Origin of the sequence: Nonomuraea sp. GTA35 (assembly GCF_041950525.1) — a bacterium.
Lineage (GTDB): Bacteria > Actinomycetota > Actinomycetes > Streptosporangiales > Streptosporangiaceae > Nonomuraea.
On sequence record NZ_JBGNUV010000013.1, the window covers coordinates 255,317 to 278,172 of the forward strand.

The following is a 22,856-nucleotide window of genomic DNA, read 5'->3' on the forward strand; positions in this document are numbered from 1 at the left end:
AGGAAGACCCCTGAAGGAGGCCCGGGTGCTCCCACCTCGGATCCTGCGCAGGCTCGTGCTGGCGCCCCTGGTCATCGTGCTGACCGTGTTCATGGTGGTGACGCTGCCGTTCTGGCTGGTCGTCGCGGCCGCCGCCGCGCTCCGCCTGCCGCCGCCGCAGCGCAGGAGCGCGCGGTTCGTCTGGTTCGCGACGGTGTGGCTGACGCTGGAGTCGGCCGTGCTGGTCGCCTGCGCGTGGCTGTGGGTGGCGGGCGGGGCCCGGCGGCAGGAACACCACTACGCGCTGATCAAGTGGTTCCTGGAGAAGGTGTACACGACCGCGGTGCACATCTTCCAGCTCCGCGTGGACATCGAGGAGCCGGAACCCGCGGGCGAGGAGCCGGAGGGCCGGACGGCCAAGCCGATCATCGTGCTGTCCCGGCACGCGGGCCCCGGCGACTCCTTCCTGCTGATCCATCATCTCCTGGAGCGTTACGGGCGCCGGCCGCGCATCGTCATGAAGGCCGCGCTCCAGTACGACCCCTCGCTCGACGTGATCATCAACCGGCTGCCGAACGCTTTCGTCCCCCGCAAGTCCGGGCGCACCCTGGTGATCGAGGAGATCCGCCGCCTGGCCGCCACGATGAGCGGCCAGGACGCCCTGGTGATCTTCCCCGAGGGCGGGAACTTCACCCCGCGCCGCCGCCAGAAGGCGATCACGCGCCTGGAGGAGAGGGGGCTGCTCGCCGAGGCGGAGCGGGCGCGCGGCATGGACCACCTGCTCCCGCCCCGCCCGAACGGCGCCATCGCGGCCATCGAGGCGTGCCCGTCGGCGGACGTCGTCTTCGTCGCGCACACCGGCCTGGACGACCTGGTCACGCTCCACGACATCTGGCGCTACCTGCCCATCCGCGCGCACATCACCGCGAAGTGGTGGCGGGTGCCCGCCGCCGCCATCCCGCGCGGCCGCGAGGATCGCATCCTCTGGCTGTACGACCACTGGGAGCGGATCGACGAGTGGATCACGGCCCAGCGCATGGCCGCCAGGCCCGGCTGAGCCGGGTCTTGGTGGGGATTCGCCCCACATGCCCGGCCTCCGGCGTCTATGTTGATCTCTGACAGCAGGAACATGGATGCCAACGGGGAGGCATTGATGGGCGAGGGGCCCCAGAGGATCGACAGGGCGGCGGAGCTGGCCCGCATCGACACCTCCGTCCCGCACCCGGCTCGCGTGTGGGACTACTGGCTGGGCGGCAAGGACAACTACGCGCCCGACCGCGAGGTCGGCGACGAGATCGTGAAGATCATGCCGGACCTGCCGGTCAACGCCCGCGCCGAGCGGGAGTTCATCGGCCGCGCCGTACGCCACCTGGCCGGCGAGTGCGGCATCGCCCAGTTCCTCGACGTGGGCACGGGCATCCCGACGGAGAGCAACACCCACGGGGTGGCGCAGGCGGTCAACCCCGCGGCCCGCATCGTGTACGTCGACAACGACCCGATCGTGCTGGTCCACGCCCGAGCCCTGCTGGTCGGCACCGAGGAGGGGGAGACCGACTACATCGACGCCGACCTGCGCGAGCCGGAGAACATCCTGCACCAGGCCGAGCGGACGCTCGACTTCTCCCGCCCGGTCGCGTTGATGCTGATGGGCGTGCTGGAGTTCGTCCCCGACGCCGAACAGGCGCACGCCTCGGTGGGCACGCTGCTCAAGGCGCTGCCGCCGGGCAGCTACCTGGCGGTCGCCCACAGCCTGAAGTGCCCGCCGATGGACGAGGCCGCCGCCCGCTGGAACGCCTCCGGCGCGACCCCGCTCACCCTGCGTACGGAGGAGGAGCTGCTCGCCTTCTTCGACGGCATGGAGCTCGTGGAGCCCGGTCTGGTGTCGCTGCCGAAGTGGCGGCCCGGGCCCGGCACCAGCTTCACCGATCGCGAGGTGTTCCAGTACGGCGCCGTCGGCCGCAAGCCGTAGCCCACACCCGGGATCGCCGGGCGCCGCGGGTGTTCACCGCACCGTGCCGGGCGGCAGCGTGGGCAGGTCCTCGGGCGGGCCCTGCTCGATGAGGCGGAGCAGCGCGTCCGTGTCCAGGTGCCGCTCGACCAGGTCGCCGAGCGCGTCGAGCCGCTGCTCGCGCAGCCCGGCGAAGTCGGTGGCGGGGTCCGGGACGAAGTCGCGCCCGGCCCGCGCCGCCACGTCGGCGAGGAAGGCGCGGCGGAAGCCGTCGTTCTCCAGGATGCCGTGCCACGTGGTGCCCCAGACGTCGCCGACCCGGCAGCCGTCGAGGAACGGCTCGCCCCCTTCGATCGTGGCCACCCCGTGGTGGATCTCGTAGGCCCGCACCGGCTGCCCGTAGGCCGTCCCCTCGGGCCTGGCCAGCCGCTTCTCCCGCCCGAACGTCACCCGTACCGGCAGGATCCCCAGCCCCTCGACGCGCCCCGCCCCCGACTCGACCTCGTCCACGATCTCGTCGGCGAGCATCTGGAACCCGCCGCAGATCCCGAGCACGGGCCCCTTCCTGGCGCGGACGGCCGCCGCCAGGCCGGTCTCCCGCAGCCAGGCCAGGTCGCGGACCGTGGCGCGGGAGCCGGGCAGCACGACCAGGTCGGCGTCGTCCAGCTCGACCGGATCGGTGGCGAAGCGCACCACCACGCCCGGCTCGGCGGCCAGCGCGTCAACGTCGGTGAAGTTGGAGATCCTGGGCAGCCGCACGACCGCCACCCTGAGGGTCTGCCTGCCGTACGGGCCGCGCACGGCGACCTGGCGGTTGTCGAGGGCCAGTGAGTCCTCCACGTCCAGCCAGAGCCCGTCGAGCCAGGGCAGCACCCCGTACACCGGACGCCCGGTCAGCTCCCTGATCATGTCGAGCCCCGGCTCCAGCAGCTCCTTCGCGCCCCGGAACTTGTTCACCACGAAGCCGGCGACGTGCGACTGGTCGGCGGCGTCGAGCAGGCCCACCGTGCCGTAGAAGGCGGCGAACACCCCGCCCCTGTCGATGTCGCCGACCACGATCACCGGCAGGTTCGCGGCCCTGGCCAGGCCCATGTTGGCGATGTCGCCGCGGCGCAGGTTGATCTCGGCCGGGCTGCCCGCCCCCTCGCAGACCACCACGTCGTACTGCTCGCGCAGCCGGCCGAGCGCCTCCAGGGCCGTGGTGCGCAGCAGGTCCTTCAGCGCGCCGTACTCCATGGCGTCCACGTCCGCCACCGGGGTGCCCATCAGCACGACCTGGCTGCGGCGGTCGCTGCCCGGCTTGAGGAGGATCGGGTTCATGTCGGCCACGGGCTCGAGGCCGCACGCCTGCGCCTGCATGGCCTGCGCCCGGCCGATCTCGGCGCCGTCGGCGGTGACGTACGAGTTCAGCGACATGTTCTGCGCCTTGTAGGGCGCCACGCGGACGCCCTGGCGGGCCAGCCAGCGGCAGATGCCCGCCGTGACGACGCTCTTGCCCGCGTCCGATGTGGTGCCCGCGACCAGCACCGCCCCCTTGACCATGGGATCACGGTACACGGAGGCAAATTCACGGTAATTCCCCATTTACGAACGCTGTGACTTCTGCCACTCTGGCTAGAACATTGCCCTAGAACGGAATTCTAGATTTCCCTACGGAAAGGGTGGGCATGGTCGGGACGTTCGGTTCGCCGCGTACAGGCACCATCGACGCGCAGTCCCGCGCGCCATTCGGCTGGGCACCCCTCGTGGTGCTCTTCATCGTCGGACTAGTGGACCGGATCGAGCACAACCTCCTGTCGGGCGTGCTCCCGCTCATACAGAAGGAATGGGGCTTCAGCGACACCGCCGCGGGGTCCATCCCCACGGCGGCCGCCCTGGCCGCGGTCGTGGTGTCGCTGCCCGCCGGATACCTGGCGGACCGCTTCAGCCGCACCCGCATCATCGCGATCGTCGTCTTCTGCTGGGCCATCGCCACGCTGGGCTCCGGCATGGCGACCGGCTTCGCGATGTTCTACCTGATGCGCGTGTTCCTGGCCGCCGCCGAGAACATCGACAACCCGGCCGCCGGCAGCCTCCTCGCCGACTACTACCCGCCGGTCAGCCGGGCCAAGGCGTACGGGCTGACGCGGGTGACCACCTACCTGGGCGGCGTCGGCACCCTGCTCGGCGGGGTGCTGGCCGACGCGTTCTCCTGGCGCACCGCGTTCCTCATCATGGTCGTGCCCGGCGTGCTCACGGCGCTGCTCGTGTGGTTCCTGCGCGAGCCGCGCCGCGGCGAGCTCGACCGGCTCGTCGCCACCGGAGAGACGCCGGCGGAGCCGCCGGAGGCTTCGCAGGCCCCGGTGAAGCCGCAGGGCAAGCCGCCGTTCTGGGCGCAGCTCCGTCAGGTGCTGGCCATCCCGACCCTGCTCTTCGTCTGCGCCGGACTGGCACTGCTCAGCCTCGGCCTGGCCGGCATCTTCTTCTGGCTGCCCACGCTCATGGTGCGCGGCTTCGGCGCGAGCGTCGGCACGGCGGGCTCGATCAGCGGCCTGATCACGATCGCCGGCACGCTGATCGGCACCCTGGTCGGCTCGTGGCTGGGCAGGAAGTGGCACGGCACCCGCAAGGGCGGCAGGCTGCTGGCGGGCGGCAGCGGCATCACGGCCGGCTCGCTGGTGCTGGCCGCGGCGCTGTCCATGGACTCCCTCGGCGCGCTGACGATCCTGGTGCTCGTCGCGTGCTCGCTGATGTCGATCGCGATCCCCAACATGACGGCCTGCCTGGCCGACGTCGTGTCCGCCGCCTCACGCGGCCTCGGGTTCGCGGTACTGCAACTGCTGCTCACGGCCGGCAGCGCGTTCGGCTCGCTGGTCGTCGGCATCGTGTCGGACCAGTCCGGCTCGCTGCTGACCGGCATGTACGTGCTGGTGCTTCCCATGGCCGTCGGCGGCCTGCTCACGCTGGGGGCCAGGGCCTCGTTCGAGCGGGACGCGCGCAAGGTGATGGAGGCCGCCGGCCGCTGACCCGCGGGTGCCGAGGGGGCGTGGCGGCGGCCGCGCCCCCTTGGTCTCTCAGCCCTGCGGCGGCGTACGCCGTTCGCGCTCCTCCTGGGAGTACGGCTGGGTCGGCTCCTGGGGCGGGTACGGCGGCCGCTGCTCACCCGTGGTGCCGTTCGTGCCCCCGCCGTAACGGCGCTGCACAGCGTCCGCACCCTTGCCGATCTGGTCGTCGTACTTGTGGCCGGTGCGCTCCTTCACATACCGCTCGGCGCGGTCAAGCACCTGGTCGGCCTGCTTGGAGTGCCCTCTGGCAAGGTTCTCCGCCTTCTTCAGCCAGTCTGCTATGCGGCTCATGGCCAATTCCCCGTTCCTTCAGACTTCGACCCTTGCCCCTACCCCCGGAGCCTTGAATGATGTTTGCCGGGCTCCGGAAGCGAACCCGGGCGCAAGCTGCCGTACTCGCTCAATGACGCCAGGCCCGGCAAGCGGGACGATGCGGGCATGACAGCAGTAGTGCAGGCCGAAGGGCTGACCAAGTACTACGGCAGGCGCCGGGGCCTGGAGGACCTCACACTCGAGATCCAGCCGGGCGAGATCTTCGGCTACCTGGGGCCCAACGGCGCGGGCAAGACCACCACCCTGCGCCTCCTGCTCGACGTGATCAGGCCCACCCGCGGTGCCGTACGCGTGCTCGGGGGCGCCCCGCGCGACCCCGCCACCCGCGCCAGGATCGGCTACCTGCCGGGCGAGCTGGTGCTGGAGGGCCGCGACCGGGCCATCGACTACCTGCGCTTCCTCGGCCGGGTGCGCGGCGGGGTGCCGGCCTCCCGGATCGAGGCGCTGGCCGAGCGGTTCGACGCCGACCTGACGGTGCCGATGCGCAAGCTCTCCAAGGGCAACAAGCAGAAGATCGGGCTGATCCAGGCGTTCATGCACGAGCCGGAGTTCGTGATACTCGACGAGCCGACCATGGGGCTGGACCCGCTGGTGCAGCAGGAGTTCCTGGCGCTGGTGCGCGAGGTGCGCACGTCCGGCCGTACCGTCCTGATGTCCTCGCACGTGCTGGCCGAGGTGGAGAGCGTCTCCGACCGGGTCGGCATCGTACGCGCGGGGCGGCTGGTCGCCGTCGAGAACATCGCCGCGCTGCGCGAGAAGGCGGTGCGCAGGGTCGAGTTGCACTTCGAGTCGCCCGTGCCGGCCGCCGCCTTCGAGAACCTGCCCGGCGTACGTGACCTGCGCGTCGAAGGGGCCGGCGTGCGCTGCACGATCGACGGCCGCCCCGACGCGCTGATCAAGGCGGCGGCGAAGTTCACGGTCGTCCACCTGGTCAGCGCCGAGCCGGACCTGGAGGAGATCTTCCTGACCTACTACAGCGGCGAGGAGGAGCACGATGATCGCCAGAAGCTTGCGTGACTACCGGCGGATGCTGATCTGGTGGACCATCGGCATCAGCGCCTTCATCGCCCTCTACCTGACCGTCTACGGCAGCATCCGGGAGAGCCCGGAGACGTACGGGCCCGCGGCGGTCGCCAAGTTCCCCGGCCCGCTGCGCGACCTCATGGGCGGCATGACGGACATGGTGTCCGGCGCCGGCTACCTCCAGACGGTCGTCTACCAGCTCTTCGTCCCCATGCTGTTCATCGCCTGCGCGACGCTGCTGGCCAACCGGGCGCTGGCCGGGCCCGAGGAGACCGGCACGCTGGAGCTGGTCGTCACGCTGCCGGTGGACCGGCGGCGGCTCGTGCTCGGCAAGTTCGCCGCGCTGGCCCTGGGCCTGCTCCTGGTGGCCGTCGTGACGCTCGTCGTGGCCGTGGGGATGAGCGCGCTCATGGAGACCGGGGTGCCGTTCGACCGGATCCTCGCCGGGCACACCGGGGTGCTCCTGCTCGGGCTGTTCTCCGGCACCGTGGCGCTGGCCGCCGGCGCCGCCACCGGGCGCAGGCTCGTCGCCTCCGCCGTCGTGGGCGTGTGGGCGGCGGCCGGCTACACCGTGGTCACCGTGGGCCGGTCCGTGGACGCCATCGCCTGGCTGAAGTGGGTCTCGCCGTTCCACTACTACGCCGAGGGCAGGCCCCTGTACGACGGGCTGCCGGTCGGGGACTACCTTGTCCTCGCGGGGGCGACGGCCGTACTCGCGCTCACCGCGGTGCTCGCCTTCGACAGGCGTGACGTAGGAGTCTGATGGCGATCCCCGAGCTGCCCGCCGACCTGCTCAAGGGGCACTGGCAGCGGCTGGCCGACCACGCGGCGACGGGCCGGTTACCGGACAGGGAGGCGCTGGACGCCTACCGCGCCGCCGGCGCCAGGGCCGCCGAGCTGGGGCTGCCGCTGCGGGCCCTGGTCGACGCCGCGCTCGCCGCCGGCGAGGACCTGCCAGGGGTGCTGCCGGTGCTGCGCAAGGCGGTCTCCGCGCTGATGGAGGGGTACGAGGCGGCGCAGCTCGCGGCCATCCGGAGCGAGGAGAGCGCGCGCAGGGAGTTCGTGGACGACCTGCTCCAGGGGCGGGCCGAGCGGCTGGCGGAACGGGCCGAGCACTTCGGGCTGCGGCTGGCCGAGTCGTACGTGGTGACGGTGGCCCGCGGCCTGCGCGACGATCGCCAGGCCCGGGCCGACCGTGGCCTTGACCGGGGCGACCGGGGCGTTGACCAGGGCGACCGTGGCCTTGACCGGGAGGCTCGTGACGCTGGCCGGGTGGGGCGTGACCCTGGCGGTCGCATCGAGCACGATCGGGACCGCATCGAGCGCGACCTGATCACCCGGTTCGGCTCCCACAACGTGCTCGTCGCCGTACGCGACGGGCTGCTGGTGTGCGTGGCCCCGGCCACCTTGCCCGCCGCCGTGGGGGAGTTCACCCACCACGTACGCGCCCGCTTCCCGCCCGGCTGGCGCGTCGGCGTCGGCCGCGCGCACCGGGGGCCCGGGGGAGTGGTGGCCTCCTACCGGGAGGCGGCGCAGGCCCTGGAGCTGGCCGACGGGCTCCGCCTCAAGATCGACGTGGTCAAGGCCGCCGACCTGCTGGTCTTTCCCGTGCTGCTGCGCGACAGGAGCGCCATCGAGGACCTGGTGCACAGCGTGCTCAGCCCGCTGCTGGAGGCGCGGGGCGGGCACGAGCCGCTGCTGGAGACGCTGGAGGCCATCTTCGCCTCCCACGGCAACCAGACGGCCGCGGCACGGCGGCTGGGGGTGAGCCCGCGGGCGGTGACGTACCGGCTGGAACGCATCCGCCGCCTGACCGGCTTCTCACCCGACGACCCGACCCAGCGTTTCACCCTGGAAACGGCCGTCCTGGGCGCCCGCCTGCTGGGCTGGCCCGCCCACGGCTGACCTCCCGTGACATGCGCAGTCGCTCGGGCGGAGGCCGGCCGCTGACGTTCAGCTCAGTCGCTCACGGCGAGCCGTACCCCGAACCCCACGATCACCACGCCGGTCAGCCGGTCGAGGAACCGCCGGACGGCAGCCGAGCGGAGGATCCCGCCCATCCACGACGCGAACCCGATCAGCAGCGCACTCCACACCAGCCCCTCGGCCACGTGCACCCCGGCCAGCGCCAGCCCCATCAGCGCGTGCGGCGCCTCCGCAGGGATGAACTGCGGCAACATGGCCACATAGAACGCGCCCACCTTGGGATTCAGCAGGTTCGTCAGCAGCCCGCGCCGCAACCCCTTGCCGAAGCGCATCTCCTCCTGCTGCCGGCCCTCAGGCAGTTCCCCATGCCTGCTCAGCAGCATGCGCAGCCCCATCCACACCAGGTACGCCGCTCCGGCCCAGCGCAGCACGTCGTAGGCCACCTGAGAGGCGGCCAGCAGCGCCGACAGCCCGGCGGCGGTGAGCACGCCCCAGCAGAGCGTGCCGAGCTGGATGCCGAGCGTCACACCCCAGGCGGGCCGCCGCCCGGCCAGCAGGGACGTGCGCAGAATCAGGGCCGTGTCGAGGCCGGGCGTCAGCGTGAGCAGAGCGACCACGGCAGCGAACGACCAGACGGATCCTGCGATGTCCACGCACGTGAGGCTACAACAGACAATCACCAGATCCCGTTGAATCACCGGCCCCCTCCCGACACCTCAGGCCTTTCGGGCCTTCTGTGTCATGACGGCCCTCCCTGGGGGTTGCATGTCAGCCGAAGCCTGGGAGACGTCGAGCGAGGCGGTGGCGGGGTGGGGGGGCGGGTCCGGGCCCGGGTGGCGTTGGTCCTGAGGGGAGGGGTTGACTAGGACCATGCATGCCATCATCGTCGCCGCCCCAGGCGGCCCAGAGGTTCTCGAATACGTCGAGCGGCCCGACCCTGTCCCCGGTGACGGGGAGGTCGTGGTCGACGTCGCCGCCAGTGGCGTGAACTTCATCGACATCTACCACCGCTCAGGTGCGTACCCCCTCCCCCTGCCCACCCCCATAGGCTCCGAGGGAGCGGGCACGGTGTCGGCAGTCGGGGCGGGGGTGGGGGACGTGGCCGTGGGCGACACCGTCGCGTGGGCGAACGTGCTCGGCAGCTACGCCGACAAGGCCGTGGTGCCGGCGCACCGGTTGGTGCCGGTGCCGGACGGGGTGTCGGCCGAGGTGGCGGCTGCGACGATGTTGCAGGGGATGACCGCCCACTACCTGACCCACTCCACGCATGAGGTCAAGGAGGGCGACCAGGTTCTCGTGCATGCCGGGGCGGGCGGCATGGGGCAGTTGCTCATCCAGCTGGCCAAGCTCAAGGGCGCCAAGGTGTACACCACGGTCTCCACCAGCGAGAAGGAGAAGCTGGCCAGGGAGGCGGGCGCGGACGAGGTGCTGCGGTACGACGACTTCGCCGAGGCGCTGCGCGGCACGATCGACGTGGTGTACGACGGTGTCGGCAAGTCCACGTTCGACGGCGGGCTGGAGGCGCTGCGTCCGCGTGGCCTCATGGCCCTGTACGGGGCCGCCAGCGGGCCCGTCCCGCCGTTCGATCCTCAGACGCTCAACAAGCAGGGCTCGCTCTTCCTCACCAGGCCCACGCTCGTTCACTACATCGCCGAGCGGGAGGAGTTGCTGCGGCGGGCCTCCGACCTGTTCGGGTGGATCACCGAGGGGCAGCTCGCGATCAACATCTCGCACCGGTATCCGCTGGCCGAGGCGCGGCAGGCGCACGAGGATCTGGCCGCCCGCCGCACCACCGGGAAGCTGCTCCTGATCCCCTGAGAGCCACCAGGGCGGAAGGCGCCGAAGCCGTAGAGCCGGGGGCGTCAGTCGGGCCCTGGGGCTGCAGGGCCGTGGGGCTGCAGGGCCGTGGGGTCGTGGGGCTGCGGTGCCGTGAGGCTGTCAAGGCTGCGGTGCCGTGAGGCCGTGAAGCTGCGGGGCCGTGAAGGCTGTGGGGCCGTAGGGCTGACGGGGTTGGGCCGGGCCGGGGTGTTCGATTCGCATCCGGACCGGCCCACGGCGGCGCGTGCAGCCCATCGGTCGTCAGCCGAGGCGGGCCAGTGCGCCTGCCTCCAGCGCGACCCAGATCGCCCCGTCCGGCCCGGCCGTCAGCCCGTGAGGTTCGGCCTTCCCCTCATCCTCACCCTTTCCGGGCACACTGGGCAGCGGGTGCTCTTCGATGACGCCGTCCACGGTGATGCGCCCGACGCGGTTGGCCGCCCACTCCGTGAACCAGAGGGCGCCGTCGGCTCCGGTGATGATCGCGTGCGGCCGCGCGGCCCGGTCAGGGAGCGGATGCTCGGTGATCTTGCCGGCGGTGTCGATGCGCCCGACCTGCCCCGCCCCGATCTCGACGAACCAGAGGGCGTCGTCTGGCCCGAGCGTGATCCCTACCGGTGCGGCCCCCTCGGTGGGCAGCGGATGCACGGTGATCTCGCCCGCGAGCGAGATGCGCCCGATCGCGTTGCCCTGGTTGAGGGTGAACCAGAGGGCGTCGTCGGGCCCCGCCGTGATGAACGACGGCATGCCGCCCTCCACCGGCACCTCGAACTCGGTCAACGCACCGTCGGCCCCGATCCGCCCGATCTTCGTGGCCTCGAGCTGGGTGAACCACATCGCGCCGTCCGGCCCGGCGGTGATTCCGTACGGCGTGGTCGTCTCGTGGACCGTGAGCCGGCCTTCGGCGGTGATGCGGCCGATGCGCCCGCCCTTGTACTCGGTGAACCACATCGCCCCGTCGGGCCCAGGTGCGATCACCGTCGGCAGCCCGTCGGCCGGGTCGAGCCGGTGGATCACGGGCTCCTCGCCGGGCACCAGCCTGCCGACGCAGCCTTGGTGGACGAGCGTGAACCAGATGGCTCCGTCGGCCGCGGTCGCGATGCCGTACGGCGCGCCCGCTTCGATCATGGTCAACATGGATGTCCCCCCGATGGTGGTGGTCGGTGTCGATGGATGCCGGTCGGCGGCGGCCGGGGTCTTGGTCAACGTACGCGCCCTCCGGTCAGCTCGATCTCGGTCCCGCGGAAGCGCCGGACGAGCGCGCGGTCGTGCGAGACCAGGACGAGCGCGCCCCGGTACGCGTCAAGTGCCCGCTCCAGCTCCTCGGCCAGGACCGGCGACAGGTGGTTGGTCGGCTCGTCGAGCAGCAGCAGGTCGTGCTCTCGCGCCAGCAGCCGGGCCAGCGCCAGCCTGCGCCGCTGCCCGACCGACAACGCGCCTGTCTTCTGGCCGAGGGTGTGCGCCCTGAAGAGGCCGGTGTCCAGCAGTGCCGCGCGGCGCTCGTCGGCATAACCCTCCCCGTACGCCTCCAGCACGCTCTGCTCGGGATCGAACGTCACCTCCTGTGCCAGATGACCGACCCTGCAGCCGGCCCGGTCGGCCAGGGCCTGGAGCAGCGTGGACTTGCCTGCCCCGTTGGCGCCCCGGACCAGGAGCCGCTCGCCCTCCCTGATCGTCAGCGACTCGATCCGCAGCCGGTCGCCGATCCGCAGGTCACGCAGCTCCACGAGCACGCGAGCCGCCGCGCCCCCGCCTGCGTCGCCGGACGCGGCTGCGCCGGGGTCACGCCTGGTCGTGCCCTCGGCGAAATCGTGGGTGGCCGTGCCTTGGCCGGTTTGCTTCGCCGCGTCGCCGGGGAGGCCGTGCCCGCTCGCCTGCTCGGCCTCGTGCGGCGCTCCAGGGGCCGAGCCCGTGTCGAAGGTGCCGCGGAAGCGGAGCGGGGCCGGTGGGCGGGGCACCGGGTCGGCCTCCAGGCGGCGCAGCCGCTCGTGCGCGTTGCGCACCCGGCCGGCCACCGAGCTCTGCACCCGCCCGGCGTTGCGGTCGTAGGCCATCTTGTTGTTGTCGCGCATCAGCCGGCCGGCGGCCACCCGGTGTGCGGTGGTGGACGCGTATTCGCGGACCTGCCGCACCTCCTCGCACCACGCCGCGTAGGCCTGCTCCCAGCGGGCCCTGGCCGCCGCCTTGGCCGCGAGGAAACCGGTGTACCCGCCTCCGAAGCGGGTGGCGGTGCCGTGCTCGACCTCGACGATCGCCGTGACGACCCGATCGAGGAAGACGCGGTCGTGCGAGACCACGGCAACCGCGCCCCTGTGCTCGCGCAGCCGGGCCTCCAGCCAGGTCAGCGCCGACTCGTCGAGGTGGTTGGTCGGCTCGTCGAGCAGCAGCACGCGCGGCGCGGCGGCCAGCACGCAGGCCAGGCCGAGCCGCGCCTGCTCGCCGCCCGACAGGCTGGACAGCCGCCGCTCGCGGCCCACTCGGGCCAGCCCGAGGCCGTGGAACGCCCGGTCCACCCGGGCGTCCGCCTCGTAGCCGCCGCGCAGCTCGTACGCCGTGAGCAGCTCGCCGTACTCGTCCATGACCTCCTCGGTCAGCGCGGACTCCAGCTCCCGCATCCTGCGCTCCATGGCCCGCAGGCCGGCCAGCGCGGCGTCGACGGCCTGCTGAACGGTGTGCGTGGGCGGCAGCCCGAGCGTCTGGCCGAGGTAGCCGAAGTCGCCGGCCACCCGCACCTCGCCGTCGTCGGGCCGCTCGACGCCGGCCATCAGGCGCATCAGCGTGGACTTGCCCGAGCCGTTCTCGCCGACGATGCCGACGCGCTCGCCCGGCCCCACGGACAGGGAGACGCCGGTGAGGACGGCGCGATCGCCGTAGGACTTGGAGACTTCGCGGAGACTGATCAGGATGGAACTCCAATCGCAACTGAGGTAGCGTTAGTGTGCCACGTGGGAGAAGTTAATGCAACTGGAGTAGTTTTTGGAGACGAGCAAGCGCCCTGGAGGGCGGAGCGCGCGGGTCCGTGACGCCGTGCGGCAGGCCACGCTCGCCGAGCTGGCCGAGCGCGGTTACCAGGGCTTGACGGTGGAGAGCGTCGCCGAGCGGTCAGGCGTGCACAAGACGACCGTCTACCGGCGCTGGGGCGGGGTCGAGGGGCTGATCTCCGACGCGCTGGAGCTGGCCAGGGACGAGCCGTGGCCCATCCCCGACACCGGCTCCGTCGAGGGGGATCTGCGAGGGGTCGTGCAGCTCGTCCGTAGCGGGTTCGCCGATCCGGAGCTGGGGCCGGTGTCGACGGCGTTCGTGGCGGCGGCCGTACAGGATGCCGCTGCCGCGCGGGCGCTGCACGAGTTCTTCGCGGCCAGGCACGAGCAGTCGGCCGAGGTGGTGCGGCGGGCGATCGCGCGCGGCGAGCTGCCGGACGTCGTGGATCCCAACGAGGTGATCAGGGTGGCGGTCGCGCCCGTCTACTACCGGCTGTTCGTCGCGCACGAGCCGGTGACCGAGCGCGACGCCGACCGCGCCGCCGACGCCGCTCTGGCCGCCGCCCGCGCAGGCGTCCTCTGAACGCCGCGACCCACACCAGCATGCTTTCAGCGCAGCCGCCCGCCCCAGTGCGCTCTGGGCGCCACGACCTGCGCCGGTGTGCTCTGGGCGCCACGACCTGCGCCGGTGTGCTCCCAGCGTCGCCGCCCGAGCCCTCGCGCCCGGGCGAACGGGCATCAGGGCTCGTCGCGGCCTCTCAGGGCTCCTCAAGGCCCGTCAGAGCTCCCAAGGGCCCTCGGAGCTCCTCGGTCAGTGCTCCTTGCGCCCCCGTAGCTCGAAGTCGTCGAACGTGGCCCTCAGCAACGACTGCCCGTCCTGCGGCGTGCGGGCGAACAGCCCGAGCGTCCCGTTCCCGATCCCGTTCGGATCCTCGACGTCCTGCACCAGCTCGTCGTTCACCCACATCCGCAGCCGGACGGTCGAGCCCGCCTGCTCGCACGCCGCCACCAGCCGCGCCTTGCGGCCGAGGTCGGTCACCTGTACGGGCTGGGCCATCGTCCCGCCCGCCCCGTCCACGATGCGCCGGATCCTGGCACTGCCCTTCGTGTCCAGCCCGAACTCGTAGTAGGTGTCGTCCTGGTCGGAGTTGTGGCAGTAGATGCCGTACTCGCCGGACCCGACGGATTTCGTGACGTCGGCGGTGACGGCGATGACGACGGACGAGGGCAACATCGGCGTGGGGCTGGCCGACGGGTCGGGCGTGCCCGTGGGCGTGCTGACCAGGAAGGGGACGGGCGCCTTGGCCCAGCGCTCGTCGCGACCGCCGTCCCACTCCGCGTCCAGCCCGTACGTGCCGTCCGCGCGGTATCCCTGGCTGGTGGTGTCCTCCGGGTCGTACATGCCGATCCAGCCGCCGGAGGTCTGCGTGAAGTCCTCCCGGAAGAGCACGCCCATGTCGTCGGGCGGCCCGCCGGGCACGAGCAGGGCCCACGCGGCCACGCCCCCGGCCACCAGGACCGCGGCGGCCGCCGCCAGCGCCCCGTACAGCCGCCCGCGGTGTGCCCGCTTGGCCGCGACCGGGGAAGCGGACGTGTAGGGAGTCGTCTGCCAGGCCACCTGGACGGTGTGCGCCGCCTGCTCCGGTGCCGCCGCCCGCCCGACGAGGTGGTCGAGCAGCTGCTGCGCGGTGGGCCGGGTGGCCGGGTCCTTGCGCAGCGCCGCCGCGACCAGCTCGCGCAGGCCGGGCTCGACGGCGTCGAGGTTCGGCTCGCTGTTGAGCACCTGGTAGACGATGGAGGGCAGGGTGTCGCCGCCGAACGGCGCCCGCCCGCTGGCCGCGAACGCCACCAGGCAGCCCCACGAGAACACGTCGCAGGCGGGGGAGACCGGGTCGCCCCGCAGGACCTCGGGGGCCATGTAACGGGGCGTGCCGACGATCTCGCCGGTGCCGGTGACGCCGCCGAGCGTGTCGAGCGCCCGCGCGATACCGAAGTCGATCACCCGGGGGCCCACGGGCGACAGCAGCACGTTCGACGGCTTGAGGTCGCGGTGCACGACCCCGGCGGCGTGGATGGCGGTGAGCGCGGTGGCCACGCTCACGGCCAGCGCGTCGAGGCTGGAGCCGCGCAGGGGGCCCGACCGGCGTACGGCCTCCTCGAGGTTGGGGCCCGGCACGTACTCGGTGACCACGTAGAGCTGGTCGCCGTCCAGCGCGGCCTCGATCACGGCTGCCGTGCAGAACCTGCGCACCCGCTGAGCCGCGTCCGCCTCCCTGCGGAAGCGCATGCGGAACTGCTCGTGCTGGCTGAGCTCGGGGTTGATCACCTTGACGGCGACCCGTTGCCCAGCGGCATCCTCGGCGAGATGCACCGTGCCCATCCCGCCCCGCCCGAGCACGCCAAGCAGCCTGTAGCGCCCGATGTGGGAGGTTTCACCGCTCACGGCGCGCTAGCTTACCGATGCGGGGCTTCCCGCCGCAGATCCAGCGCCAAGACACGCGTACGGGGCCGGAGGGAACGGTCAGCGGTGCCTTCCTGATTGGCGGATGACCTCCACGATCAGCCAGGCGTTGGTGGAGGGGTTTCGGCCCCTTCGATTGGGCTCACAGTGCTCGGGGTCGGCTCGCCGGGCCCGTTCGCGCGCGATCTCGTGATGGGCGAAGGGGAAGTCCCGTCCCAAGTGCTTGTCGTAGTTCTTGATGTGCTTCCTGAGCCGCTGCCTCACACGTTCCTGGCCGCAGGCTGCGGTGTGGTCCTCGAAGTGGTAGAGGAGCCACAACTCGAAGCAAGGCAGGGAGATCGCGAGGTTGACGCGCCCTCTCCGGGCCTCGATCACGGCTTCGTCGAGAGTCTTGTGCTCGTCGACGTCCACGACGCACCACACCTCGTCGTAGGCAATGTTGGCGTCCCGCTGTGCACGCGCTTCCTTGTCCTTCTTGTCACGTTCCCTGATGGCGTACGTGACGATGGTCGCCGGGTCACGTCCGAGACCGATGACCTTGCAGTTGTGGATTTCCACGGGGAGAGAGCGGAAGTAGTCGCGGACGCCTTCGAAGTACTCGACCTCGGTGACTTCGCCCTCACACACGATGAGCACGCGCTTCTTCGGGGCTCGTCGGCCTATGGGACGGTCAAGGCGCGGGGGGCTACGCCTGGGGCTCATGGTTTCTTGACGGGCCCTTTCATGAAGATCTCGCGAATGCTCTCGAAATTGAGGTACGGCACCGCACCGTAACGGCCTTGCAGATAGCCGCGTTCGATGTTCTCGTCACGCCTGGTGTGGAATTCGGCGAGAGAGTAGAGGCTCGTGGCCCCGGAGTCGTCCTTCTCGGTGAACCAGACCTCGTCCCTGGCGAGGACCTCCGCCTCGAGCAGGGAGCCGAGAAGCGTGGTGTCGTGCGAGGAGAAGATGAGCTGGGCGCCGTACCGGTTGATGCCGGGATCCTTGAACATCCGGATCAGTGTCGAGCTGAGCAGCGGATGAAGGCTGGAGTCGATCTCGTCGGCGAGCATGGTGCCGCCGATGTAGAGGATGCTCAGCGTGTGTCCCAGCAGGGAGAGCCATGCCCTCGTTCCCGCGCTCTCCTCCTCCAGGCTCAGCGGCGGAGCGTCCATCCGCCGGCGCAGGACCACCTTCTTCTCCTGCGAGCCTGTCTCCAGCAACTCCATCCGCTCGACGCCCAGGTCCGCGATGCGGAGGAGTTCGTTGATGTCGTCCGTCACGTATTCGGCGTCCAGGATGTGCTTCACGACGTCGAGGCGGAATCTTTCGTGCAACTCGCCGTGCTGAATGAAATAGGCGCCGCTGGACGTCAGGCTCTGGTAGAGGTCGCTGAGCAACGGATGGTTGTTGGACGCCGCGCACGAGAGGTACAGCGAATTCGGGCGGGTGAGCTTGCGGATGCGCTGTGTTTCGCCGGTTAGGCCGCGGCCGAAGGTGAAATCAGCTGGGCCGCTGCGGTCGAAAAGTTTTCTGATGCGGCCTCGCGGAAAGGTGTTGAGCCATTCGCCGAGCACCACTTCGTCATCGGCTTCGAAGCCGTAGGAGTAGCGGACGCCCTCGTGGAGGAAATCGACCTCGTAGAACGACGGGGTCTGCTGCCCTGCGGGGGAGAGCTTGAACGGTCGTCTCGGCACTCCTCCGGTCGGCTTCCAGTGGGTGTGGGACAGCCGGATGGCGTCGGACATCCACCGCAGGGAGTCCAGGACATTGGACTTTCCCGAGGCATTGGCCCCGTAGATCCCGGCGACCTTGAGCGGTTCTGTCCGTTTCGCCTCTCCCCGGCGCGGAGCGGCCGTCAGGGAGAGTGTCTGCTCGTCGCGGATCGACCGGTGGTTGGCGACCCGGAAACGCAACAACACGATCTTCTCCCTGTCTGAAGTCGACTAGAACCCTACACTTTCAAGCCTCCTCCGGAAGAGATTCCCCGTAATCCTCCTGCCAAGCACATACGGCATGCACGGACGGCAGCCCCTGCCCGGGCGACACCACCAGCACGCGGCACCCCGCCGCCCGGGCCGCCGCGATCCCCGCCGGGCTGTCCTCGATGGCCACGCACCGCGAGGGCGCGGCCCCGAGCCGCCGGGCGGCCTCCAGGTACGGGTCGGGCCACGGCTTGCCCCGCTCCGTGTCCTCGTTGGCGATCACCAGGTCGAACGCGTGCCCGAGCCTGGGCAGCACCAGCTCCACGATGCTCCGGGGAGAGGCGCTGACCAGGGCGGTGGGGACGGCGCCGGCGGCCAGGCCGGCCAGGAGCTCGGGCGCTCCCCGCACGACCGTCAGGTCCCGGTGGATGCGGTCGGCGAAGGCGTCGGTGAGGGGGCCGGTCAGCTCGGGCGAGCCGAGGTAGGCGGCCACGTCCTCGATCGTGCGGCCGTGGACGAAGGGCAGGTCCACGGCCGTGAGCGGGCGTCCCGCGACGGAGGTGACGGCCTGCCACCACAGCCCTTCGGTGTCCACCAGGGTGCCGTCCATGTCCAGCAGGACGGCCGCCGGTTCAGACCGCATCGGCGGCCACGACGGGGGCCGGGGCGGTGACCGTGCGGGCCGCCACCAGGACGGGCCGCTCCACCAGGCGCACCGTGACGCGCGCGCCGGGGCCGAGCCTGGCCGCCTCGTGGCCGGGCACGTCCGCGAGCACCTCGCTGCCCTCCACGGCGAGCCTGAGCCGTACGGAGGCGCCGCGGAACGAGGCCGCCAGCACCTCGGCGGGCCCGTCCTCGGCCGGGACGACCTGCACGGCTTCCGGACGGATCAGCACGTCCACGGACGGATCCGCAGGAACGGGGCCGTCCACCGGGAGCAACTGGCCGAGCACCGTCACCTGGTCGCCAGAGACCTGCCCGGCCAGGTGGTTCATGGTGCCGACGAACTCCGCCACGAACGGCGTGGCCGGCCGGTCGTACACCTCGGCCGGCGCCCCGACCTGCTCAAGGCGCCCGTCGCGCAGCACCGCGACCCGGTCCGCGACCGACAGGGCCTCCTCCTGGTCGTGGGTGACGAAGATGGTGGTGATGCCCAGGTCGAGCTGGAGGCGGCGGATCTCCTCGCGCAGCGCGACCCGTACCTTGGCGTCCAGCGCCGACAGCGGCTCGTCCAGCAGCAGCACGCGCGGCTCCAGGGCGAGCGCGCGGGCCAGCGCGACGCGCTGCTGCTGGCCGCCGGAGAGCTGGTGCGGGTAGCGGTCGGCGTGGGCGGGCAGGCCGACGAGTTCGAGGAGCTCGTCCGCCCTGGCCCGCCTGGTGGCCACGGGGACCTTGCGCACGCGCAGGCCGAAGGCGACGTTGTCGCGGGCGTTCAGGTTGGGGAACAGGGAGTAGGACTGGAAGACCATGCCCGCGTCCCGCTTGTTGGCGGGGACGTCCGTCACGTCCTTGCCGTCCACCAGCACGGCCCCCGAGTCCGGCCGCTCGAACCCGGCCACGCAGCGCAGCGCCGTCGTCTTGCCGCAGCCCGAGGGGCCGAGCAGGGCGACGAACTCCCCGGGCGCGACGACCAGGTCCAGGCCGTCCAGCGCGACCGTCCTGCCGAACGTCCGCCGCAGCGCGCGGAACTCCACCGATGCGGTCATTTCCCTTTCTCCTTGCTGAAGATGGTGGACACCGCGAGCAGCAGCAGCCAGATGAGCAGCAGGCTCAGGATCGACACCGCGACCGAGAGCTGTCCCTTGGAGCCCGACACCGTCACGATCCACACCGCGAACGGCTCGTAGCCGAGCAGGCTGGCGACGGTGTACTCGCCCAGCACCAGCGCCAGCGTCAGGAACGACGCGCTGGCCAGGGCCGAGCGCAGGTTGGGCACGACGACCCGCACCAGCACGTACGGCCACGACGCCCCGAGGTTGCGGGCCGCCTCGACCAGCGTCCGCACGTCCATGGTGCGCAGCCCCGCGTCCAGCGACCGGTAGACGAACGGCAGCACCAGCACCACGTACGCCAGCACCAGCACCACGGGGAACGCCGGGTCCTGCACGGCGATCAGCGTGGCCCAGAACGGGGTGGGGGCCAGCAGGTCGGTCCCGCCGCGCAGCGCCGTGCCGATCCCCGCCACGAACGTGATCGGCGGCACCACCAGCGGCAACGTGCACAGCACCTCCATGACGGGCCGCAGCCGGGGCGCGAAGAGCCGTACGGCCAGCATCGCCGGCAGCGCCAGCAGCAGCACGACCACGATCGTGGCCAGGGCCAGCCCGAGCGAGAGCGACAGCGACCGGACGAAGCCGTCGGCCGTCAGCAGCTCCCCGTAGGCGGACAGCGACACGCCGGCGGTGGGCGTGTGGATCGTGTACCAGAAGGCGGTCCCCAGGGGGACCAGGAAGTAGGCGGCGGCCGGCAGGAACACCAGCCCGCGCCACGCCCTGGGCCGCCGCGGCGCGGCCCCCGAGACCCGTTCCAGGCCGGTCAGTGCAGCCATCGGGAGGTCCTTCTCTGCAGCGGCAGGTAGATCGCCATGACCAGCCCGGCCACCACGACCATGTCGAGGCTGAGCGCCAGCGCGATGTTCTCGTAGCCGACCAGCACGTCGCCGGTCAGCGCACTGGCGATCTTCAGCGTGACGAGCGGGACGACGGTGCCGACCATGGCGTTCGCGGTGGCGTAGGCGGAGAAGGCCCCGCCGAACAGCAGCACCACGCCGCCCAGCATGGCCGGCGCCAGCACGGGCAGCGCGACGAAGCGCCAGTAGTGCCAGGCGGTGGCCCCGCTGCTGGCCGCCGCCTCACGCCACTGCGGGCGCAGCCCGTCCAGCGCCGGGGCCATGGCCAGCACCATGAGCGGGATCGAGAAGTACAGGTAGACCACGACCAGCCCCCAGAACGTGTAGAGGGAGCCGGAGGGCAGCCCGACCAGGCCGCTGACCACGCCGGAGTTGCCGAGCGTGGCGATCCAGAAGAACGCCAGCGGCACCCCGCCGAAGTTGGCCAGCACGCCGGAAGCGGTCAGCACGGCCTCGCGCAGCATCGTGCTGCGCGAGGTGACGACGGCGTGGGCGAGGAACGTGCCGAGCACGGCCCCCAGCAGCGCCACCACGGCCGACAGCCGCACGCTGCCGAGCATGGCGGTGAGGTAGCCGCCCTGCAGGCTCTGCGACAGGTTGGCCAGGCTGGGCCGCCCCTGCGCGGTGAACGCCCCCGCCACCAGCACGATGGCGGGGACGCCGAACACGAGCGCGAAGAACGCCAGCAGCGGCAGCGCCCCCACCCATCCACGCGAACGAGAGCGGCTCATCCCGAGATCGCGGTGTCCCAGCCGGCGGCCAGCTTGGCCTTGGCCGCGTCGACCTGCTCGGTCGTCGGGAACGCGGGCTCGCCCTCCACCGAGGGCAGGTTGGCGGCCAGCGCCTTGTCCACGGTGCCGTCGGCGGTCATCGCGGGCAGCAGGACGGGGCGGGCGAAGCCCTTGAGGTAGAGGTTCTGGCCCTCGGCGCTGTAGAGGTACTCCTGCCACAGGCGGGCGGCGGCCGGGTGCGGGGCGTCCTTGTTGATGGCCTGCGCGTACATCTGGAAGTACTTGCCGTCGGCGGGCACGTTCACCTTCCAGTCGATGCCCTTGGCGGTGAGCTGGGGCGCGTAGGCGGCGTTGTTGTAGTCCCAGTCGATGCTGATCTTGGTCTCGCCGTTCTCGATGGTGGCGGGCGTGGTCTCGACCGGGTTGTAGTTGCCCGCCTCCTTGAGCTTCTTGAAGAAGTCGATGCCGGGCTGGATGTCGTCGAAGGAGCCGCCGTTGGCGATGGCGGCGGCGTACACGCCGGCGAAGGCCGAGCCGGACTCGGTGGGGTTGCCGTTCATCGCGACCTGCCCCTTGTACTCGGGCTTGAGCAGGTCGGCGAAGCTCGTCGGGCAGGTCTTGATCTTCTTGGCGTCGCAGCCGATGGACACGTAGCCGCCGTAGTCGTTGACCCAGAGCCCCGTCGCCTCCTTCTGGCCCTCGGGGATCTGGTCGAACGTCTGCACCTTGTACGGCGCGAACAGGCCCTCCTCGGCCCCGCTGATCGCGAACGACTGGCCGAGGTCGAGCACGTCGGGCGCGCGGTCCTGGCCCTTGCGCGTCTTGACGGCGTTGATCTCGTCGGCGCTGGCCGCGTCGGGGGTCTCGCTCTCGATCTTGATGCCGTACTTGGCCTGGAACTTCTCGATGATCTCGCCGTAGTTGGCCCAGTCGGGCGGCAGGGCGATGACGTGCAGGGCGCCCTCCTTCTTGGCCGCCTCGACCAGCTTGTCGAGGCCGCCGAAGTCCGCGGCGGAGGTGGCGGTGGCGGCGTTCACCCCGCCTTGCGAGGCCTGGGTGGTCTGCTGGGTGCTCGGGGCGGCGCCGCACGCCGCGGTGACTACGGTAAGGGCTGCGACAATGCCGGCCGCTCGGGCGCGAGGTGTGAACACGACGCCTCCACTTTCCAGGGGGTATGTCAAGAACGTAGGAGAACTTGTACAAACAAGCGAGCCCAAGTAAGTCGCATCAATGTTGCTCTTCAGTGAATGGGAAGGATCGGGGATGGTTGCGCGCTATGAACGGATAGCCGATGAGTTGCGGGACGAGATCCTGTCCGGCGCGCATCCGGTCGGTTCCCAGCTTCCCAGCGAGGCCGAGCTGGCCGAGCGGCACGGCGCGGCCCGCGGCACCGTACGCCAGGCGATCGCCGTGCTGGCAGCCGAGGGGCTGGTCGGCTCCCGGCAGGGCGCCAGGCGGATCGTGCTCGGCAGGACGCGCAGCCAGAGCTTCGCCGAGTTGCACAGCTTCGCGCAGTGGGCGCGCGCGAACGGCTACCGCTACGGCGGCCAGGTGATCGCCCAGCGCCGCCGGGCCGCCCGCGGTCCCGAGCCCGCCAGGCTGGGCTCGGCGCAGGTGCTGGAGGTGCTGCGCGTGCGCACGCTGGAGGGCGAGCCCGTGCTGCTGGAGCGGACGGTGTACGCCGAGTGGGTGGCCGGCGCCGTCGAGAAGCTGCCCGCCGACTGCGAGTCGGTCACCGAGGCGCTGTACGAGTCCATCGGCCTGGTGTTCGCCTACGGCGAGCACCTCATCGACGCGGTGCCCGCGGGGGCGCAGGACGCCCGCCTGCTGGGGGTGCGCCGGGGCAGCCCGCTGCTGCGCCAGCGCAGGACCACGACCACCCATGAGGGCCGCCCCGTGGAGACGTCCGACGACCGTTACCGCGCAGGCAGCGTGGCCTTCAGCATCCGCAACTCGATCGGCGCCAACCCGCTCGTACGGCAGGCGGGCGACTTGCGTTTCGGCGCTGGAGAACATATGTTCGAGTCATAGCGCCCGCCTTCCCCCGGGTGGCTCAGCATACGGACCAGAGCCGCGGGGAGA

At 71.4% G+C, this 22,856-nt stretch carries 22 protein-coding genes; 9 read left to right on the forward strand and 13 right to left on the reverse strand.

Going from position 1 to position 22,856, the window contains the following annotated elements; all coding sequences use genetic code 11:
- The first annotated feature begins 25 nt into the window (after positions 1-25).
- Both ACBJ32_RS43960 and ACBJ32_RS43965 read left to right on the forward strand, forming a co-directional pair.
- The gene (locus tag ACBJ32_RS43960; RefSeq protein ID WP_375131883.1) at positions 26-1,036 is read left to right on the forward strand and encodes a 1-acyl-sn-glycerol-3-phosphate acyltransferase; all 1,011 of its coding nucleotides are present in this window, start codon (positions 26-28) and stop codon (positions 1,034-1,036) included.
- A 96-nt stretch (positions 1,037-1,132) separates the two neighbouring features.
- Entirely contained in the window at positions 1,133-1,948 is an 816-nt protein-coding gene (locus ACBJ32_RS43965; RefSeq protein WP_375131884.1) for an SAM-dependent methyltransferase, read from the forward strand.
- Between the two features lie 33 nt (positions 1,949-1,981).
- Here ACBJ32_RS43965 and ACBJ32_RS43970 read toward each other — a convergent pair whose 3' ends face one another.
- Positions 1,982-3,469, reverse strand: coding sequence for a cobyric acid synthase (locus ACBJ32_RS43970; RefSeq protein ID WP_375131885.1), 1,488 nt, complete (start codon positions 3,467-3,469; stop codon positions 1,982-1,984).
- Positions 3,470-3,594: 125 nt separating this feature from the next.
- On the opposite strand from ACBJ32_RS43970, the gene ACBJ32_RS43975 reads away from it, so the two are divergent.
- On the forward strand, positions 3,595-4,932 hold the full coding sequence (locus tag ACBJ32_RS43975) for an MFS transporter (RefSeq protein WP_375131886.1): 1,338 nt from the start codon (positions 3,595-3,597) through the stop codon (positions 4,930-4,932).
- Between the two features lie 48 nt (positions 4,933-4,980).
- Here ACBJ32_RS43975 and ACBJ32_RS43980 read toward each other — a convergent pair whose 3' ends face one another.
- Complete coding sequence (locus tag ACBJ32_RS43980) at positions 4,981-5,262, reverse strand: antitoxin (RefSeq protein WP_375131887.1); 282 nt, start codon at positions 5,260-5,262, stop codon at positions 4,981-4,983.
- Between the two features lie 147 nt (positions 5,263-5,409).
- Here ACBJ32_RS43980 and ACBJ32_RS43985 point away from each other — a divergent pair, with 147 nt between their 5' ends.
- The 3 genes from ACBJ32_RS43985 to ACBJ32_RS43995 are packed head-to-tail and all read left to right on the forward strand — an operon-like array spanning position 5,410 to position 8,232.
- A complete protein-coding gene (locus ACBJ32_RS43985; protein ID WP_375131888.1) occupies positions 5,410-6,321 on the forward strand; it encodes an ABC transporter ATP-binding protein in 912 nt (303 codons plus the stop codon).
- Positions 6,299-7,090: an ABC transporter permease subunit gene (locus ACBJ32_RS43990; protein WP_375131889.1), complete on the forward strand. Its 792-nt coding sequence runs from the start codon at positions 6,299-6,301 to the stop codon at positions 7,088-7,090. The genes ACBJ32_RS43985 and ACBJ32_RS43990 overlap by 23 nt, the downstream gene beginning before the upstream one ends.
- Positions 7,090-8,232 carry a PucR family transcriptional regulator gene (locus ACBJ32_RS43995; protein ID WP_375131890.1) on the forward strand — a complete coding sequence of 381 codons (1,143 nt, stop codon included), beginning with the start codon at positions 7,090-7,092 and terminating at the stop codon, positions 8,230-8,232. The genes ACBJ32_RS43990 and ACBJ32_RS43995 overlap by 1 nt, the downstream gene beginning before the upstream one ends.
- Positions 8,233-8,285: 53 nt before the next feature.
- Here ACBJ32_RS43995 and ACBJ32_RS44000 read toward each other — a convergent pair whose 3' ends face one another.
- Positions 8,286-8,906: a LysE family translocator gene (locus ACBJ32_RS44000; protein ID WP_375131891.1), complete on the reverse strand. Its 621-nt coding sequence runs from the start codon at positions 8,904-8,906 to the stop codon at positions 8,286-8,288.
- A 217-nt stretch (positions 8,907-9,123) separates the two neighbouring features.
- Between ACBJ32_RS44000 and ACBJ32_RS44005 the strand changes: the two genes are divergently transcribed.
- Complete coding sequence (locus tag ACBJ32_RS44005; protein WP_375131892.1) at positions 9,124-10,071, forward strand: quinone oxidoreductase; 948 nt, start codon at positions 9,124-9,126, stop codon at positions 10,069-10,071.
- A 261-nt stretch (positions 10,072-10,332) separates the two neighbouring features.
- Here the strand turns inward: ACBJ32_RS44005 and ACBJ32_RS44010 are convergent, their stop codons facing one another.
- Together ACBJ32_RS44010 and ACBJ32_RS44015 are read right to left on the reverse strand one after the other, a co-directional pair.
- Positions 10,333-11,205 carry a virginiamycin B lyase gene (locus ACBJ32_RS44010; protein ID WP_375131893.1) on the reverse strand — a complete coding sequence of 291 codons (873 nt, stop codon included), beginning with the start codon at positions 11,203-11,205 and terminating at the stop codon, positions 10,333-10,335.
- A gap of 65 nt (positions 11,206-11,270) precedes the next feature.
- The gene (locus ACBJ32_RS44015) at positions 11,271-12,974 is read right to left on the reverse strand and encodes an ABC-F family ATP-binding cassette domain-containing protein (protein ID WP_375131981.1); all 1,704 of its coding nucleotides are present in this window, start codon (positions 12,972-12,974) and stop codon (positions 11,271-11,273) included.
- A gap of 70 nt (positions 12,975-13,044) precedes the next feature.
- Here ACBJ32_RS44015 and ACBJ32_RS44020 point away from each other — a divergent pair, with 70 nt between their 5' ends.
- A complete protein-coding gene (locus ACBJ32_RS44020; RefSeq protein ID WP_375131894.1) occupies positions 13,045-13,632 on the forward strand; it encodes a TetR/AcrR family transcriptional regulator in 588 nt (195 codons plus the stop codon).
- A 228-nt stretch (positions 13,633-13,860) separates the two neighbouring features.
- Here ACBJ32_RS44020 and ACBJ32_RS44025 read toward each other — a convergent pair whose 3' ends face one another.
- The 8 genes from ACBJ32_RS44025 to ACBJ32_RS44060 all read right to left on the reverse strand — a co-directional run bounded on the left by ACBJ32_RS44025 (position 13,861) and on the right by ACBJ32_RS44060 (position 21,925).
- Entirely contained in the window at positions 13,861-15,492 is a 1,632-nt protein-coding gene (locus tag ACBJ32_RS44025) for a serine/threonine-protein kinase (RefSeq protein WP_375131895.1), read from the reverse strand.
- 78 nt (positions 15,493-15,570) lie between these two features.
- A complete protein-coding gene (locus ACBJ32_RS44030) occupies positions 15,571-16,146 on the reverse strand; it encodes an RloB family protein (RefSeq protein ID WP_375131896.1) in 576 nt (191 codons plus the stop codon).
- A 62-nt stretch (positions 16,147-16,208) separates the two neighbouring features.
- Complete coding sequence (locus ACBJ32_RS44035; protein WP_375131898.1) at positions 16,209-17,411, reverse strand: ATP/GTP-binding protein; 1,203 nt, start codon at positions 17,409-17,411, stop codon at positions 16,209-16,211.
- Positions 17,412-17,451: 40 nt separating this feature from the next.
- On the reverse strand, positions 17,452-18,057 hold the full coding sequence (locus ACBJ32_RS44040) for an HAD family hydrolase (protein WP_375131899.1): 606 nt from the start codon (positions 18,055-18,057) through the stop codon (positions 17,452-17,454).
- Positions 18,047-19,120 carry an ABC transporter ATP-binding protein gene (locus ACBJ32_RS44045; RefSeq protein WP_375131900.1) on the reverse strand — a complete coding sequence of 358 codons (1,074 nt, stop codon included), beginning with the start codon at positions 19,118-19,120 and terminating at the stop codon, positions 18,047-18,049. The genes ACBJ32_RS44040 and ACBJ32_RS44045 overlap by 11 nt, the downstream gene beginning before the upstream one ends.
- Positions 19,117-19,962 carry an ABC transporter permease gene (locus tag ACBJ32_RS44050; protein WP_375131901.1) on the reverse strand — a complete coding sequence of 282 codons (846 nt, stop codon included), beginning with the start codon at positions 19,960-19,962 and terminating at the stop codon, positions 19,117-19,119. The genes ACBJ32_RS44045 and ACBJ32_RS44050 overlap by 4 nt, the downstream gene beginning before the upstream one ends.
- Positions 19,950-20,774, reverse strand: coding sequence for an ABC transporter permease (locus ACBJ32_RS44055; RefSeq protein ID WP_375131902.1), 825 nt, complete (start codon positions 20,772-20,774; stop codon positions 19,950-19,952). The genes ACBJ32_RS44050 and ACBJ32_RS44055 overlap by 13 nt, the downstream gene beginning before the upstream one ends.
- Positions 20,771-21,925 carry an ABC transporter substrate-binding protein gene (locus ACBJ32_RS44060; protein WP_375131903.1) on the reverse strand — a complete coding sequence of 385 codons (1,155 nt, stop codon included), beginning with the start codon at positions 21,923-21,925 and terminating at the stop codon, positions 20,771-20,773. Before ACBJ32_RS44060 ends, ACBJ32_RS44055 begins: the two co-directional genes overlap by 4 nt.
- Positions 21,926-22,037: 112 nt before the next feature.
- Here ACBJ32_RS44060 and ACBJ32_RS44065 point away from each other — a divergent pair, with 112 nt between their 5' ends.
- The gene (locus ACBJ32_RS44065; RefSeq protein ID WP_375131904.1) at positions 22,038-22,805 is read left to right on the forward strand and encodes a GntR family transcriptional regulator; all 768 of its coding nucleotides are present in this window, start codon (positions 22,038-22,040) and stop codon (positions 22,803-22,805) included.
- The last annotated feature ends 51 nt before the right edge of the window (positions 22,806-22,856 follow it).